This is a genomic window from Sulfurimonas sp. HSL3-7 (genome assembly GCF_039645985.1).
GTDB lineage: Bacteria > Campylobacterota > Campylobacteria > Campylobacterales > Sulfurimonadaceae > Sulfonitrofixus > Sulfonitrofixus jiaomeiensis.
This window is the reverse complement of sequence record NZ_CP147919.1, coordinates 581,592-596,664: the sequence shown is the minus strand read 5'-3', so window position 1 is coordinate 596,664 and position 15,073 is coordinate 581,592. Positions and strand designations below refer to the sequence as shown.

Annotated in this window: 14 protein-coding genes; 1 reads left to right on the top strand and 13 read right to left on the bottom strand. The window is 50.3% G+C overall.

What is annotated here, in order from left to right; all coding sequences use genetic code 11:
- Positions 1–4 precede the first annotated feature (4 nt).
- The 3 genes from WCY20_RS03040 to WCY20_RS03030 form a co-directional block, all read right to left on the bottom strand.
- Positions 5–1,195: a pyridoxal phosphate-dependent aminotransferase gene (locus WCY20_RS03040; protein ID WP_345976878.1), complete on the bottom strand. Its 1,191-nt coding sequence runs from the start codon at positions 1,193–1,195 to the stop codon at positions 5–7.
- Complete coding sequence (gene ovoA, locus WCY20_RS03035; protein WP_345976877.1) at positions 1,192–3,300, bottom strand: 5-histidylcysteine sulfoxide synthase; 2,109 nt, start codon at positions 3,298–3,300, stop codon at positions 1,192–1,194. The genes WCY20_RS03040 and ovoA overlap by 4 nt, the downstream gene beginning before the upstream one ends.
- A 242-nt stretch (positions 3,301–3,542) precedes the next feature.
- Positions 3,543–3,950, bottom strand: a complete 408-nt coding sequence (locus tag WCY20_RS03030; protein WP_345976875.1) for a DUF3617 family protein — start codon at positions 3,948–3,950, stop codon at positions 3,543–3,545.
- Positions 3,951–4,082: 132 nt separating this feature from the next.
- Here WCY20_RS03030 and pgeF point away from each other — a divergent pair, with 132 nt between their 5' ends.
- On the top strand, positions 4,083–4,847 hold the full coding sequence (pgeF, locus tag WCY20_RS03025; protein WP_345976873.1) for a peptidoglycan editing factor PgeF: 765 nt from the start codon (positions 4,083–4,085) through the stop codon (positions 4,845–4,847).
- Here the strand turns inward: pgeF and dxs are convergent.
- The 10 genes from dxs to WCY20_RS02975 all read right to left on the bottom strand — a co-directional run bounded on the left by dxs (position 4,828) and on the right by WCY20_RS02975 (position 15,073).
- Positions 4,828–6,651 (bottom strand): 1-deoxy-D-xylulose-5-phosphate synthase, encoded by a 1,824-nt coding sequence (gene dxs, locus WCY20_RS03020; protein ID WP_345976871.1) that lies wholly within the window; start codon positions 6,649–6,651, stop codon positions 4,828–4,830. The two genes, pgeF and dxs, sit on opposite strands and share 20 nt — an antisense overlap.
- Before the next feature lie 17 nt (positions 6,652–6,668).
- The gene (locus tag WCY20_RS03015) at positions 6,669–6,929 is read right to left on the bottom strand and encodes a FliG C-terminal domain-containing protein (protein ID WP_345976869.1); all 261 of its coding nucleotides are present in this window, start codon (positions 6,927–6,929) and stop codon (positions 6,669–6,671) included.
- A gap of 44 nt (positions 6,930–6,973) precedes the next feature.
- The gene (gene hisC, locus WCY20_RS03010; protein WP_345976868.1) at positions 6,974–8,071 is read right to left on the bottom strand and encodes a histidinol-phosphate transaminase; all 1,098 of its coding nucleotides are present in this window, start codon (positions 8,069–8,071) and stop codon (positions 6,974–6,976) included.
- Entirely contained in the window at positions 8,068–9,150 is a 1,083-nt protein-coding gene (gene pheA / locus WCY20_RS03005) for a prephenate dehydratase (protein WP_345976867.1), read from the bottom strand. The genes hisC and pheA overlap by 4 nt, the downstream gene beginning before the upstream one ends.
- A complete protein-coding gene (locus WCY20_RS03000) occupies positions 9,147–9,926 on the bottom strand; it encodes an HAD-IIA family hydrolase (protein WP_345976865.1) in 780 nt (259 codons plus the stop codon). The genes pheA and WCY20_RS03000 overlap by 4 nt, the downstream gene beginning before the upstream one ends.
- A 1-nt stretch (position 9,927) precedes the next feature.
- Positions 9,928–11,130, bottom strand: coding sequence for a diaminopimelate decarboxylase (gene lysA, locus WCY20_RS02995; RefSeq protein WP_345976863.1), 1,203 nt, complete (start codon positions 11,128–11,130; stop codon positions 9,928–9,930).
- A gap of 104 nt (positions 11,131–11,234) precedes the next feature.
- Positions 11,235–12,323, bottom strand: coding sequence for an LptF/LptG family permease (locus tag WCY20_RS02990; RefSeq protein ID WP_345976861.1), 1,089 nt, complete (start codon positions 12,321–12,323; stop codon positions 11,235–11,237).
- Between the two features lie 78 nt (positions 12,324–12,401).
- The gene (pth, locus tag WCY20_RS02985; RefSeq protein WP_345976859.1) at positions 12,402–12,980 is read right to left on the bottom strand and encodes an aminoacyl-tRNA hydrolase; all 579 of its coding nucleotides are present in this window, start codon (positions 12,978–12,980) and stop codon (positions 12,402–12,404) included.
- Between the two features lies 1 nt (position 12,981).
- Positions 12,982–13,518 carry a 50S ribosomal protein L25/general stress protein Ctc gene (locus WCY20_RS02980; RefSeq protein ID WP_345976858.1) on the bottom strand — a complete coding sequence of 179 codons (537 nt, stop codon included), beginning with the start codon at positions 13,516–13,518 and terminating at the stop codon, positions 12,982–12,984.
- A gap of 361 nt (positions 13,519–13,879) precedes the next feature.
- Positions 13,880–15,073, bottom strand: coding sequence for a PilT/PilU family type 4a pilus ATPase (locus WCY20_RS02975; RefSeq protein WP_345976857.1), 1,194 nt, complete (start codon positions 15,071–15,073; stop codon positions 13,880–13,882).

Below are 15,073 nucleotides of genomic sequence, written 5' to 3'. Positions count from 1 at the left end.
AGCCTTACAACCCGTACTCACCGAAATTGCTCAATGCCAGATCCAGTTGCGCGATGGCATCATCCATCACAGAAGACGGCACAGCAAAGTTCAGCCGCATATAACCGCTCCCCTCTTTGCCGAATGAGGTTCCGGGACTCAGTCCCAACGCCGCCTCTTCAATAAAAAAGCGCCGAAGTTCCCTGTTGCCGAGATCCATACCCGAACAGTCCAGCCACGCCAGATAGGTCCCTTGCGGCGGAACAAAACGGATCTTTTCACTGTGTCGACGGCACAGCGCCTCGAGTTTGGCACTGTTTTTTTGCAGATGGACCAGCAGCGCTTCCAACCAGGCCTCGCCCTGGCTGTAGGCCGCCTCGAATCCCGCATGGGCAAAAACATTGCCCTGTGCAAAATGGATACGCTCGTACGCAGTGGAAAAGCGTTCGCGCATCGCTTCGTTTTGCACCACGACTGTCGAGATGGCAAGACCCGCCACATTAAAGGTCTTGCCCGGACCGATCGCCGTCACCGTGATATTGGCGGCCGCCTCGCTTAACGATGAAAAAGGGGTATGTCGATGCGGTGCATAGACCAGATCGGAATGGATCTCGTCGGCCACAACCTTGATATCATGCTCAAGGCAGATATCCGCCAACGCCTGCAGCTCTTCGCGCGACCAGACCCGTCCTACCGGATTATGCGGTGAGCACAAGAGCAGGAGTTTGGTGTCGGCATCGATCTTTGAACGCAGGTCGTCAAAGTCAAAAGTATAGTCGCCCTTCTCACTGCGTTTCAAGGGGTTGCGCAAAATATGACGCCCGTTTTGCGTGACCGTATGCATAAACGGCGGGTAGATCGGCGTCTGAACAACCACCTTCTCACCCGGTTTCGTAAAGGCATGGATCGCGGTATTGATCGTCGTGACGACGGAGTGCGAATAGAACATCCATTCGCGTTGAATCGAGAGGCCGTGACGTTTTTTCATCCAGGCTATTTGCGCATCAAAGGCGCTTTGCGGCACCTCCTCATAACCGTAGATCGGGTGGGCCGCACGTTTCTGGACCGCCTCGACGATGCAGGGCGGTGTTTCGATGTCCATATCGGCTACCCACATCGGAAGAAGATCTTCCGTGCCGAAAAGTTTTTGCCGCAACGCGTATTTTTCCGCATTGCCTACGGTTCTGTCGACGACCCGGTCAAAGTCAAAGCTCATCGTTTTTTCCACACACTCATCTGCGAAATGGTATGCTGAAACTTGCGAGCTGTCTCCGGGATCACAAAAGGAACATCGTGTGTTGCGACCAGTTCGAAATTCGGCAACAGGACCTTTTTCAGACCATCGAGAGTGGTCACGATCTTGCCCTCATCGTCATAGTATCCGCCCAGCCAGTACTCTTTTTTGGTGTACTCTTCCAGCCAGGTATACGGTGAGGTCAAAATAAGATAGCCCCCGTCATCGAGACGCTTATGAACCTCCTCCAAAAAGAGCAGCGGCTCGTAAAGGCGGTCGATAAGATTCGTTGCCATGATCAGGTCATATCCGCTGAAATGGGCTCTTAGGTTACAGGCATCACCCTGCCAGAACTCGACGTTCTCGGCGATCTCACGGTAGCCAAGTTCATCGATCGTACGGCTCTCCTGCGTGATGACATCGCCTTCGACCACCCTTTGGTAGTGGATCTCGCCGTTGTTTTTGAGGTCAAGCCCCACCTGCACGAAACGGGCCGAGAAGTCGATCCCCGTCACGCTGTCGAAACCGCGCGCCAGCTCAAAACTGGCACGTCCCGTCGCACAGCCGAGGTCGAGCGCATTTTTCATCGGCGTCTCCTTGGCATATTCCAAGGCAAACTCGGCGCACTTGACGGCGAAATTCGGCACACCGAAATGTTCGTCGCCGTACTGAAAATTGCAGTACTGTGACACCAGAGCATCACTCTCGTAGATATTCTCTTCTATACTCATCTCTTCTCCTTCTATCACTCTGAATCCGGCGTGCTGGTAGAAATGGCGCCTGAACGCATACCGCGAGTGTTTCATCATCTCGTTGCCGCTGCTGATCCAGGAGCCGCCCTTTATGAGGTTGTGTTTGCCGTCAAAAGTCGGCATTGAAAAGTCGTCATAGGCGTAATGCGGTTCAAAGCCTTTGAAACCATAGATCGGGCTCGCCGTCCACTGCCAGACATTGCCCACAAGATCGTACATATCACCGAATGCGAAACGGTCGACCGGGCAGGAAGAGGCGTAGTGGGCCAGGTTTATATTGGCCCCGGCATCATCGAAGTCCGGCACGTCAGAGATACCGGCCCTCTCATGCAGAAGGTACCACTCCGCTTCGCTCAAAAGACGATAGTTCCTCTTCTCTTTTTCACTCTTCCACCGGCAGTAGGCTTTTGCCTCCAGGGCGTTGACATCGACCGGCCAGTTGAGCGGCATATCGATGATCTCTGTCATCGCTCTGTAACCGAAACTGCCGTCCTCTCTTTTCACCCAGAACGGCGGATGTTCGGCGGATGTGGTCGCTAAAAACATTTGCCCCTCTTCATCCCAGTACGTTTCATCACGATAACCCCCCTCCTCAACGAAGGCCATGTACTCCCCGTTTGAACAGAGGTATTTTGCCGCTTTGAAAGGTTTGACATGCTCTTCTTTCACCCCGTACTCGTTATCCCAGCCGTAAAGCGGGTGCTCTTTCTCTTTGCCCAGGCGCAGCGTGGCCCCTTCGATCGCGATCATCTCGTTCTTCGGTGCCGGACCGCTCTCGGGACAGATCGGGAAGTTGACTACGGATTTGACCTTCTCGATCGGTAGCTGGCGGTGCAAAACACTTGAGGTCTCAATATGGATACGTTCATGTTCAATCCCCATCAGTATGATCCACCACGGGCTCTCCTGTGTAATAGGAAGCTGCAGAGGAAGGGTCGTGATCAGGCTGTCGACGAGATGGCGTACCTCATTTCGGTAGGTTCTGGCATCGGAGACATCGGGCCAGCGATAGTGCGCGCGTTCCATGTCGTCCCAGACCATCTCGTCCACACCGATGGCGAACATCGACTCGAACTCCGGATTGATGCGCTTATCGATTATCTTGGCGACCATGAATTTGTTGACAAAAAAGACGGCGGTATGGCCGAAATAGAAGATCAGCGGGTGGCGTGTCGGCTCAGGCTGTTCGTAAAAGACGCCCTCATCTTTGAAGACACTGAACAGATCCTCAAATAGGTCACAGGTCTTGTGAAAATACTCTCTGATCTTTTCGCGTTTTACTTCGGGATCACTGCCTGTCAAGGTCACCGGCATCGTGTGAAGTGGGTGCAACATCGCTCCTTGAATCGTGATAGTGCCATATTTTAGCAGAGTTTCTTGGGAGGGGACTTAGTATGTAAACTCTAGTTTAAAAAGTTAGGTTAAACGTTACATTTGTCGCGTGTCCCGCCTCAAAAGAGATGAGATCAGTATACCCCGCAGTCGCGTCTCTGTTTTTAACGTACAACGGGCATTTAGACAAGCGCATCTATCCTGTCCCTACACAAAAAGCTTCTTTAGAACCGTCCTTTACGTTGCTACTGTTTGTCGCAAGGTCCTATATAGCTGCCTTTCATAATATTCGTCATTTTCATCCCTCCGTTTTGACCCCGCATCTCCAGATCTACTCTGCCGTTAAAACTTGTATTTTTATAGGTTATGGTTCCGCTGCCTTTCGACTCGGGGCACTCTACTGCCCACGTGACCGTATTACCCTTGACATGCTGTTCAACGATCTTGCACTCTGAACCGTCCTGACTCTTCTGCGCAGGGACCATCGCCTCTTTCTTAAGGCACTGCTCAAAGGTCATGACCGGCATCTGCATCGGCATTCCGACGATCTCTGTCTTCATCTCGATGCGCCAATTCCCCTCTTTAAAATCGATAGCATTGGCGTAAACGCTCAAATATGTCATAAACACGACCGATACTATTGCAAATCTCATGACCATCCTTTAGTGGGACATCCATCCCTTTTAAATATTCTACTATGATATAACGCTCAAATTTATAAAACGTTGCGGTTCACTGTCAAAGCAATGAGAGTAATTAAACACAGCCTGCTGTATAATCAAAGCATGCAAAAACCAAGCAGCCGACTTTTACAACACTTCCCGCAGATCATCCACACCTTTACCACCCGTCATGGCGGCGTCTCAAAGCCTCCCTACAGCAGCAACAACCTCGCTTTCCATGTGGGCGACAAGCCAGAAGATGTCATCAACAACCAGCGGAGCCTGGCCCGATCACTGGGCTACGAACTAAAAAAGCTGGTCCATATGCGCCAGATCCACTCCGACAAGGTCCTTATTGTCGACACCACGCTGCACGGGTTTGAACATCCGCCAGAATGTGACGCGCTTATCACCAATGAGCCCGATATCCCGCTTATGGTGATGACTGCCGACTGCACGCCGGTGCTGCTTTTCGATCCTGTAGAAAACGTCATCGCCGTTGCCCATGCCGGACGGGCAGGTGCAATCAAAGCCATCGTGCCCAAAACGATCAGAAAGATGCAGCAACATTTCGGTTGTAAACGCGAAGATATTCGTGTTGTTCTTGGGCCATCCATTCAAAATTGCTGTTATGAGGTAGGTGAAAAGATAGCCAAAGAGGTGACAGAAGAGGGATTCGGCTTTGCCGTCGTTGAGCGGCAAGGTCGCTACTATCTCGAAGTCAATGCCATTATCCACAGACAACTGCAAGATCTCGGCATTAGGCATGAAAACATCGAAGATCTGAGTATATGCAACGCCTGCGAAAACGATACTTTTTTCTCGTACAGGGCCGACAATCAGAAGACCGGGCGTATTGCCGGCGTGCTTATGCTAAAGCAGCCCTGACTCTCTCTGCCAGTTTTTGAGGGCTCAGTCCAAGCGACTCTTCCACAAGCTTGGTGTTGCCGTGGGTGATGAAGGCATCCTCATATTCAAAACTTGTTATGTCGATGCCGCCGATCTTCGCTTCAGAGAGAAACTCCAGGATGGCGGAACCGACGCCGCCCATCTTGGCGCTGTCGCTGAAGACGAACCACTTTTTGTGTTTTTTCGCCAGAGTTTTCAACATCGTTCCGTCAAGCGGTTTGACAAAACGGAGATCAAGCAGTGCTGCATCGCTTCCCATCAAGGCCCTTGTCTGTGCGGCCCGGCCGACCCCGTTGCCGTAGCCGATGAAAAGAACATCGCCTTCACTCTCAATCAGCAGTTGCGACTTGCCCTCTTCAAACGGAAGCGACTCCGGCAGATCGGCTTCTAAAAACGCCCCTCTCGGATAACGGAGAGAGAGCGGGTGGGCGTACGTGCTCGCGAAATCGATGGCGTGATGGAATGAAAGTTCATCCCTCGGGGCACAGAGACGCATGTTCGGGATAGCCCGCATGAAGCTGACATCGAAGGCGCCCTGATGGGTCTCTCCGTCTTCGCCGACCGTCCCGGCTCTGTCCATTGCAAAGACAACCGGCAGGTCCATCAGACAGACATCGTGGATCACCTGGTCGTAACCGCGCTGCATAAAGGTCGAGTAGATGGTGCAGAAGGGCTTGAACCCTTCGTGCGCCAGGGCACCCATTGACGTGACGGCATGCTGTTCGGCGATCGCCGCGTCCCAGAAACGATCGGGGTATTTCTCGATCAGGGCCGTAAGACCCGTACCCCCCGGCATTGCCGCCGTAACACCGACCACCTTCCGGTTTTTTTCACAGAGGGCGAGCATCGCTTCGGTATAGATCTGCGTTGCCGCCTTTGGACCGTTTTTTGGGGCGCTGGAACCGCTCTCACGGTCGAAAGGGCCGACACCGTGCCATTTCTCGTGCTGCCCTTCGGCGATTTTGTACCCTTTGCCTTTGACTGTCTGCGCGTGGATGATAACCGGTTTGCCCATCGCTTTAGCCATCTCGAAAGTATCGATCAGCGTCTTAAGGTCATGCCCGTCCACCGGACCGATATATTCTATCCCCAGCTCTTCAAACAGGATACCCGGGGTGATCAGCTTGAAGGACTCTTCAAACCGCTTGGCCAGATAGTGCGCCCCGTCGCCGAAATTGTCGACAAAAGATTCCGTTCGTTTTTTGAACTTCTGGTAGAAAGGGCTCGCCATCGTCGAGGTGAGCATACGTGAAAGTGCCCCGATCGGCTTGGCGATACTCATCTCGTTGTCGTTGAGGATGATCACCATCGGGTATTTGCGGTCGCCCAGCTCATTGAGCGCCTCAAACGCCATCCCGGCCGTGATCGAACCGTCACCGATCATCGCGACAGGAATACGGCTCTTCTGCTCGCCTTTGAGGGTGATTGCCTTGGCGGCCCCGACGCCGAGTGAAATAGAGGTTGAACTGTGGCCCGCAACGAAAAAATCATCTTCGGATTCCGAGGGTTTGGTATAGCCGCTCAGTCCGCCGAACTGGCGCAGCGTAGCGAACGCTTCCCAGCGGTCTGTAATCAGTTTATGCGCATATGCCTGATGGGAGACGTCGAAGATAAAGGGGTCTTTTTTGGAATCAAAGACCTTGTGCATCGCAACAATAAGTTCGGTAGCGCCCAACGTCGAACTCAGGTGGCCGCCATTGACACTTACCACCTCTAAGATACGTTCACGAATATCACCGCAAAGTTTCTGTAATTCATCGAGTGAATATGAAGAAATATCCATATATATCCTATTTTTGCTCACGTTTTAATCACGTGAATTCTATCATCATCTCCTGGTTGTTCCGCTAAGAGATAATATTTTTTAATAGCATTTCTGCGTTTTGTCTGTTTCGGGAAATGGGCTGACGCCATTTTCTCTCTGAACCCGCCGTATGCTTTTGACGACATACTATCAAAGAATTTCTCTTGTAACTCTTGCGCTGCCCCTTGTTCAGCAAATATAAGTTCTTTTTTATCTCTGTGCCTGAAAAAGAACCAAGCAGAAAGGGTCAGCGCCACCTGAGCTGGCCGCAAAGCATTTTTTGCGGCCGGGATAGGGGGTGTTACGAGAGAAGGGGCTCCGTCAGCTCGAAGAAACGGTCGTTTTGGGCAGGGGTACCGATGGTGACACGGATGGCATTCAGACCGTACCCCTTCAGGTTGCGGACAATCATCCCCTGACGCAGCAGTACATCAGCAAGCTCCGTAGAATCTTGATCATCGTTCAGGCAGAGTGTGACAAAGTTTGTATAACTGTCGATTGTCTGTATGCCCATCTTTTTGGCAAAGGCATCATAACGACCCATCTCCTCAAAGTTTTTGGCAATCGAAAATTCGACGAAAGCCTCGTCTTCAAGTGCTACACTGGCTGCTTCCAAAGAGAGGGTGGTAACGTTAAACGGCGGCCTGAGTTTATACAGGGCCATAATGATATCGCGCGAAGCGATGCCGTAGCCGACACGCATACCTCCCAATCCGTACGCTTTGGAAAATGTACCAAGATAAAGGACGTTCTCGAATGACGCGACCAGTTCATCGGGCATCAGCGCCTTACTCGGATCTTTATAGTGCGTATACTCCATATATGCCCCATCCACGATCACCAGCGTCTCTTTGTCTATTTTGGCGATAAACTCCTTCACCGCCTTGGCGTCCACACTCTCTCCTGTCGGATTGTTCGGTACACACAAAAAGATGATCGACGGTTTGTGCTCGAGATAGAGTTCATAGAACTCATCCATATCGTGTTCGCGGGACTTGGTTCGGATCACTTCCGCACCGATATGGTGGGCATAGATCTCATACATCGCGAACGTGATACTGTTGATCAGGATCTTGCTCTGCGCATTCGCTTTTGCATGGATGGCGAACTCGATCACCTGGTCACTGCCCGCACCGATAATGATCTCTTTCTCATCCACATTAAAACGCTTGGAAAGCCCTGCTTTGAGCTTGTACATCGAATCGTCCGGATAGAGGGCCATCTTGGAAACGATATCACCGACGGCCTGCTGTACTTTCGGCGAGCAGCCGTACGGGTTCTCATTGCTTGCCAATTTGACGACATCTTTAGGATCGATCCCGAAATCTCGTACAACGAGTTCGATCGGCTTGCCTGCCTCATAACTTACAAGATTGTCTAAAACCGGATTAAATTTCATAACTCCCCTTTAACATAGCTTCCAAGCCATGTGATCTCTTCATTGTGTTCTTGCAGTACTTCTTGGATCGCCGGATCATCGATATGGCCGTAGATATCCATAAAAAACCAGTAGGCGAACCCGCTCTCATCGTGGGCAGGACGCGATTCGATCTTGCTCATATTGATCTTGGCCGTATCGAAATCACTCAGGAAGTGGACCAAAGCACCCGCTTTCTCCGCATCCTTGAGGCGTACAAAGAGCGAAGTCTTGTCGTCACCGCTCGGTGCATTTTTAAAATCGCTTAAAATAAAGAAGCGCGTGGTGTTGTCGTGCACATCCTCGATGTTCTCGAACATCGTCGGCACCCCGTATAGTTTGGCGGCGATATGGCTGCAGATCGCGGCAGCTTCCGGATCTTCAAAAGCAAGGATAGCCGCTTTTGCCGTTGATTCGACCGGGATCTGTTCGATATGAAGCAGCTCATGTTCCTGTAAAAACTCCCGGCACTGACCGAACCCTTTGTCTTTAGAGTAGATGCGCTTTATATCCTTGAAGTGCTCCGCCTTTGTCGCAAAGGCCATATGGATCGGCATATAGAGCTCGGCAACGATCTTGACGGAACTTTTTGCCAGCAGGTCAAGTGTTTCGCCGACCACACCGTCTCGCGAGTTCTCGATAGGGACGACACCGAACTTTGCGCGCCCGGCTTCAAGCGTCTTAAAGACCGAATGGATGGAGCCCAGAGAGAGGTACTCGCTCATCGCACCGAAACGCGATTCTGCCGCCTGGTGGGTAAAACTGCCTTCCGGCCCGAGATAGGCGATGCGCTCCGGCAGTTCAAGGTTTCTTGATACGGCGAATATTTCAAGGTAGAGCGCTTCGATGGCAGCCTGGTTTAGAATACCGCCTCTCTCTTTCGAGATCTTGCTGAGACGTTCGATGATCGCTTTCTCGCGTTCCGGCCGGTAGATCGCCCCGCCTGTCTCGTGTTTGATCTCGCCGACACGCTCGACCACGCGCATTCGTTCGTTCAAAAGGTCGAGCAGCGCTTCGTCTATTCGGTCGATCTCTTTTCGACAATCATCCAATGTTTTCATACTTTCTCTCCCACTTCCATCATATCGCTGCAGATCAACGCCGGCTGCTGTGATCTCTCCAGCATCGGAATGATCTCTTCTGCCTTTTTGTACTTTCCGCTGAGTACAAAAACCGTTCTCATCCCCAGAACCTTGGCCCCGACAAGATCGCCTTTGACATCATCGCTTATAATCGTGATTTTATCAAAACTTGCCTCTTTTTCTTGCATCTGCAGCTTCTCTAACGCCCGCAAATAAAAAAGTTCACTCGGCTTTCCCACGACCTCATAGTCTGCCGACGTTGCAAAACTGAGCATTTTCAGGATCGCCCCGACGCCGGGATAGCGCTTGTTCTCTTTGGCGTACAACGTCGACTGGTGCATCCCCACAAGTTTTGAACCCTCTAAAAGAAACCCTATGATCTGCGCATACTCTTCACTGTCAAAGTGCTGCTTGATGCCGATGACGACCGACTCCGGTGCGGTGTAATCAAGGCGATAGCCCAATTTGACCAGCTCGTTTAAAAAAGGTTCCGAACCGTAGGCCGCGACACGCGAACCTTCTGCGATCTTCGAAGAGAGCAGCATCAGCGGGTCGAGGTAGTGTGCTTCGTCAATGGCAAAACCGAGCGAATTGAGATAGCTTCTGAATGCCTCGGAGCCCTGTTTCGTGTTGTTTGTGATGATCATATAGGGGATCTTTTCGCGGTTGAGACGTGCGATAAAATCGAGTGCCCCATTGATGGGGAGACGCTTTTCGTCGTCGATCAATGTCCCCTGAACATCAATGAAAAACATCTCAGTCCAAAAACTCTTTTTCCAGAGCGATCAGATCTTCAAAGGTCTCTCTACGGCGGATCAGACGGTCCTGCCCTTCTTCGACGGCCACCTCGGCCGAACGGCCGCGGGTGTTGTAGTTGCTTCCCATGCCGAAACCGTAGGCACCGGCACTGTGGATGACGAGCAGGTCATCGTGCTCAAGCGCCGGCAGCTCGTAATCCTTGGCCAGGAAATCCCCGCTTTCGCAGACCGGGCCGACGATGTCCGCCCTGCTCGTCTCGCCCTCTTTATCAACGGCTTCGACATAGTGGTAGGCATTGTAGAGGCTCGGGCGTATAAGATCGTTCATCGCCCCGTCAACGATCACAAAACGTTTATCATCGTTTTTCTTCTCATACATCACTTTGGTCAGGAAGTAACCGGCATTGGCCGTAAGATAGCGCCCCGGCTCGCCGACGACCGTGATGTCAAGGCCCGTTAGGGTGCCTAAAATGGCTTGGGCATAGTCATACGGATCGATCGTCGTCTCATCCTTGTATTTGATACCAAGACCGCCGCCGACATCAAAAAACTTGAGATCTATATCGATAGCCTGCAGCGAACGCACCAGGTCGGCGACGATCTCGCTTGCTTCGCGGATAGGATCGAGTTCGGTCAGCTGTGAGCCGATATGCGAGTGGATACCGACCGGGTCCAGGTGCTGCGAGTTCTTGGCACGGATGTACATCCGCTTTGCCGTGTTGATGTCGACGCCGAATTTATTGGCATGCAGCCCGGTCGAGATATAGGGGTGTGTTTTTGGATCGATGTTCGGATTGACACGAATACTGATGCGGGCTTGCGCTCCCAGCTCTTTTGCGATCATCTCTACACGTTCTAGCTCACCGTCGCTCTCAAGGTTGATGTAGAGGATATCGCGCTCGATCGCTTCACGGATCTCATCATCGCCCTTGCCCACACCCGAAAAGATGATCTTGTACTTTGGGATACCTGCCAGAAAAGCGCGTCGGACTTCACCGATAGAGACACAGTCAGCCCCTGCACCGAGCTTGGCGAAATGACGGACCACGCTTAGATTGGAATTCGCTTTCACTGCATAAGCCAGCAGAGCCTTACGTCCCCTGAAGGCACCTTTCAAGGCTTCATACTGCTTTGTCATATAATCAAGATCATACACATACAGCGGTGTCTGATATTTGTTTGCCAACTCTTTAAAATTCATCGTTTATCTTCCTTGATCCCGGCATTTAATTGATGAAATATTAGCGAAACGGTGCTTATGAAAAGCTCTTTTGCCTCCTAAACAAATCTGTTTAAGGGCACCCCTTAAGAAACTCTCTTTTTCTTTGCGGGCGTCGAGTGACGGTGCCACTGCCAAATCGCGCCGATGAAGAGAAGAAGAATAGGCATGACGATCCCGACTTCGCTCGAGATTGCCTTGTTAAACGCAAGTTCGCTCAAAATAAAAAGCAGAGACCAGGTCATCAAAGAGGCAAGGATCGCACCGAAACTGAAAAGGGTCACATTCAGAAAACGTTGCGATACCGGTACAAAAAAGAAGATGATAATGATCAGACTGGGTACGAAAAAGGGGTTCAGAAAGGTCTTGTAAAGCGCACTCTTGATCCGGTCGACATTGACATTTTGATCCGTCAGCAGGAAGAGGGCATCAATCGCATCCATAATCGTGTAATTGACCTTACCTTCATAGACCTGATCCAGTATCTTTGGTTTGAACCCTTTCAAAAGGGCCAGTTCTTCTCTCTCTTCAATGGTTATACCGGCCCCCTCAAATGAGATATGATCCGGTTTACGCATCAAATGCCCTTTTGGCACGTGCCAATATTCATCTTTATAATAGGCACTTGTGGCAACGACAAGCTCTTTGAGATTCCCTTCGTCCATCTGAAACACACGCACATCTGTTGCACGCTGCTGAAGCGGGTAGAGCTTTCCGAAAAAAACATATTTGTTTTCGAAAGTAAAAAATAGGTTGGATGTGGGCTGGATGTACCCGGCACTGTTTTCAATATTGCTTGCATACTCATTCGCCCTGGCAAAGGCCGATGTAGAGTGAAAGGCGATGTAGATGGAGATGAAAAAAACAGAGACAACGACAAAAGGTTTCAGGACGTCGTTTTTAGAGTAACCTATGGAGAAAAATGCCACCAATGCATTAGAGCGTATCAGCAGCACCTTTGTCGCGATCATGCCGAATACCAGCGAGAGCGGCAGCAGCATATCGATAGCGTAAAAAAGCTTGTAGACAAGGTAGATCACCACAAGGTTGGCTGAGTCAGGCAGTTTGGAGATATTTTCCATATAGTCGAAACCGACCATAAAAGCGCACAGCGCCGCTAAAATAATAATAACGTATTTGATGTAATGGAAAGCGATATAACGAAAGGCTAACAAAGGGAGGCTTCCTTTACCAAAGTGATATCAAATTTTACCCTATCTAGATAAAAAGGATGCCATACCGCTGTGGTGACCTTAAGCGATAGGCGCATTCGCTTTGTTCGGCACCTTTTTAACGGAGTACTTCGAAGCGACATCTTCCCATGAACCGCCCTGCCAGAGTGCCTCGATCGCATCTGCAGTCTGTGCGATCTGCGCCTTGAGCAGCTCTTGCTGCGCCTCATCGTATTTGCCGAGTACAAAACCGGTCACTTCGCCTTTATGCGCCGGCCGCCCTATTCCGACACGCACGCGGAGGTACTCTTTGCCGATAGCAGCATCGGTCGATTTCAGACCGTTGTGGCCGCCGTGGCCGCCTCCGACCTTAAAGCGAAGTGCACCGAAAGGAAGATCTAGATCATCATGGATCACTACAACATCATCAATTTTATAAAACTTCTTTACGCTCGCGACAGAACGGCCCGAAAGGTTCATAAAAGTGGTGGGCTTAAGTAAAAAATGGTCTTTGATCTTGAAAAGTTCGCCTTCGAATGCGGCTTTTTTGATAGAGTCATGGGAGTGACGGGAGAGGAGTTCATCGATGACCATGAACCCGACATTATGGCGGGTCTGGGCATAGGCCGAACCGGGATTACCAAGTCCGACGATAAGCAAATTATTTCGCTTTGATGATACTTAGTACAGAAACACGATCGCTGTCGGTAAATTTAACATTTTCGATAGCATCAAGGTCACGGATCAGTACAGAGTCGCCAAGGTCAAGTGGTGCAACATTGATCTCTAGTGCGTTTGGTACGTTTTCGATCGCTGCTTTAACAGGAACACGTTTTTTTGCAACGTATAGCATACCCTTGTTTTTAAGACCTACCGGTGAACCTACTGGTACAACTGGTACATAGTATTTTGTTACAACGCCCGGTTGTGCAACCATAAGGTCAACATGAAGAAGGTTTCCTGTTACTGCATGAGACTCATACGCCTGTGCAACAACATTCATCTCTTTACCACCCACTTTAATAGGGAATGCTAATGTATCTTTATTACGAACCGTACGGATAAAGTCATTCGCTTTGAATGCAGCATTGATATTCTCAAGCCCTTTTCCGTAAATGTTCGCAATTAGATAACCATCACGGCGTAGTGCTTTTGTACCACGTTTACCGATACTCTCTCTAATAATACCTTCTAACATAGTTAGTCCTTTTAATAAATTGGGCCGAATTATACTGAAAAAGATGTAAAAGATAGATTAAAATGGGTGTTAAGCGTGATGACGGGGTTCATCTTGTTCCAACCTAAACACAAAAAGTGTCCTGTTCCGAGGAAACATCGCTTCGTGATCGGTATCCTTGTTTTCACAAAAATGTCAGTAAACTGAACGTTTCACTTATTTTGGTGCAGAATGTGCCGGATGTGAACCTAAATGACATCTCCATATTTACACCAAGCGGAGAGCCTGGTTTTAGGGAGTAAAGGAAAGTCAATATAAGTCGTCAGGCTCTCTTTTTCGTCGAGAGGCGGACTCCGGCGCAGCTGCTGCCTAAGCTGCAATTTTACTGTTTGATCTGAAAGATATCGTCCTCTTCAAAAGCAGATTTACCTGCTTCGCTGTTTGCAGACGCCGGTTTCGCTTTTTCGTCCATACCCTGCATTTTAAGCTTGAGGTCTGAAGGCGAGGTTGCATAATCAAAGGCCTGCTCTGTCGAGATAACCTTGCGTTTCCAAAGATCTAAAAGATGCTGATCAAAACTTTGGGAGCCGTATATCTCACGTCCCTCTTCAATAGCATCACGGATCTCAACATCACGGTTTTCCAGGATGAGCTGTGCGATACGCGGTGTCTTTACCATAACCTCAAGCGCGGCGACCCGTTTCTCATCAATTGTCGGAACAAGACGTTGCGAGATGACCCCTTGAAGCACCGAAGCCAGAGAAAGACGAATACGCGGCTGTTCTTCCGTCGGAAAACTCGAGACGATACGGTTGATCGTCTCTTTGGCATCCAGTGTGTGCAGTGTCGAGAAGACCAGGTGCCCCGAGTCGGCTGCATGCAGCGCCGTCTCGATCGTCTCCCGGTCACGCATCTCACCCACAAGGATAATATCAGGGTCTTCACGAAGTGCTGCACGCAGCGCATTCGCAAAGCTGTAGGTATCCTGGCCGACACTGCGCTGGTTGACAATACACTTTCTGTCTCTATGCACAAACTCGATCGGGTCTTCTACCGTTACGATATGCTTGCGCTTTTTCCAGTTGATCTCATTGATCATCGCGGCCAGGGTTGTCGATTTCCCTGAACCCGTCACCCCGGTGACCAGAAGCAGGCCGCGCTCAAGCAGGGTAAACTTTTTCACGATCTCAGGCAGAGCCAACTCTTCAAGCGAAAGTATCTTCACCGGGATCACACGAAAGACAGCAGAAACTCCCTCCATCTGAAAAAAGATATTGACACGGAAACGGGTGTTGTCATCATAAGGATAGACAAGGTCAAGCTCTTTTTTCTCTGCGAATTCGGCAAAACGCGTACGCAGCAGCTCCTTGGCAAAGGTCAGCGCATCATCTTTGGAGAGGATCTCGCCTGAAAGAGGAAGAATCTCACCGTTGACACGCGCACGGACAACCGCATTGGCCTTGATGTGAAGATCTGACCCCTTTGCATCGATCATACGCTTCATATAGCCGCGTATCTTATCCAGGGTCTCAAAGGTTAACGAACTGATATCTATTTCATTTATATTGCTTGCCAT

Excerpts from the sequence above, each read along its gene's own strand:
- WCY20_RS03040 (WP_345976878.1), bottom strand. The coding sequence starts at position 1,195 with ATGAGCTTTGACTTTGACCGGGTCGTCGACAGAACCGTAGGCAATGCG.
- ovoA (WP_345976877.1), bottom strand. The coding sequence starts at position 3,300 with ATGTTGCACCCACTTCACACGATGCCGGTGACCTTGACAGGCAGTGAT.
- WCY20_RS03030 (WP_345976875.1), bottom strand. The coding sequence starts at position 3,950 with ATGAGATTTGCAATAGTATCGGTCGTGTTTATGACATATTTGAGCGTT.
- pgeF (WP_345976873.1), top strand. The coding sequence starts at position 4,083 with ATGCAAAAACCAAGCAGCCGACTTTTACAACACTTCCCGCAGATCATC.
- dxs (WP_345976871.1), bottom strand. The coding sequence starts at position 6,651 with ATGGATATTTCTTCATATTCACTCGATGAATTACAGAAACTTTGCGGT.
- hisC (WP_345976868.1), bottom strand. The coding sequence starts at position 8,071 with ATGAAATTTAATCCGGTTTTAGACAATCTTGTAAGTTATGAGGCAGGC.
- pheA (WP_345976867.1), bottom strand. The coding sequence starts at position 9,150 with ATGAAAACATTGGATGATTGTCGAAAAGAGATCGACCGAATAGACGAA.
- WCY20_RS03000 (WP_345976865.1), bottom strand. The coding sequence starts at position 9,926 with ATGTTTTTCATTGATGTTCAGGGGACATTGATCGACGACGAAAAGCGT.
- lysA (WP_345976863.1), bottom strand. The coding sequence starts at position 11,130 with ATGAATTTTAAAGAGTTGGCAAACAAATATCAGACACCGCTGTATGTG.
- WCY20_RS02980 (WP_345976858.1), bottom strand. The coding sequence starts at position 13,518 with ATGTTAGAAGGTATTATTAGAGAGAGTATCGGTAAACGTGGTACAAAA.
- WCY20_RS02975 (WP_345976857.1), bottom strand. The coding sequence starts at position 15,073 with ATGGCAAGCAATATAAATGAAATAGATATCAGTTCGTTAACCTTTGAG.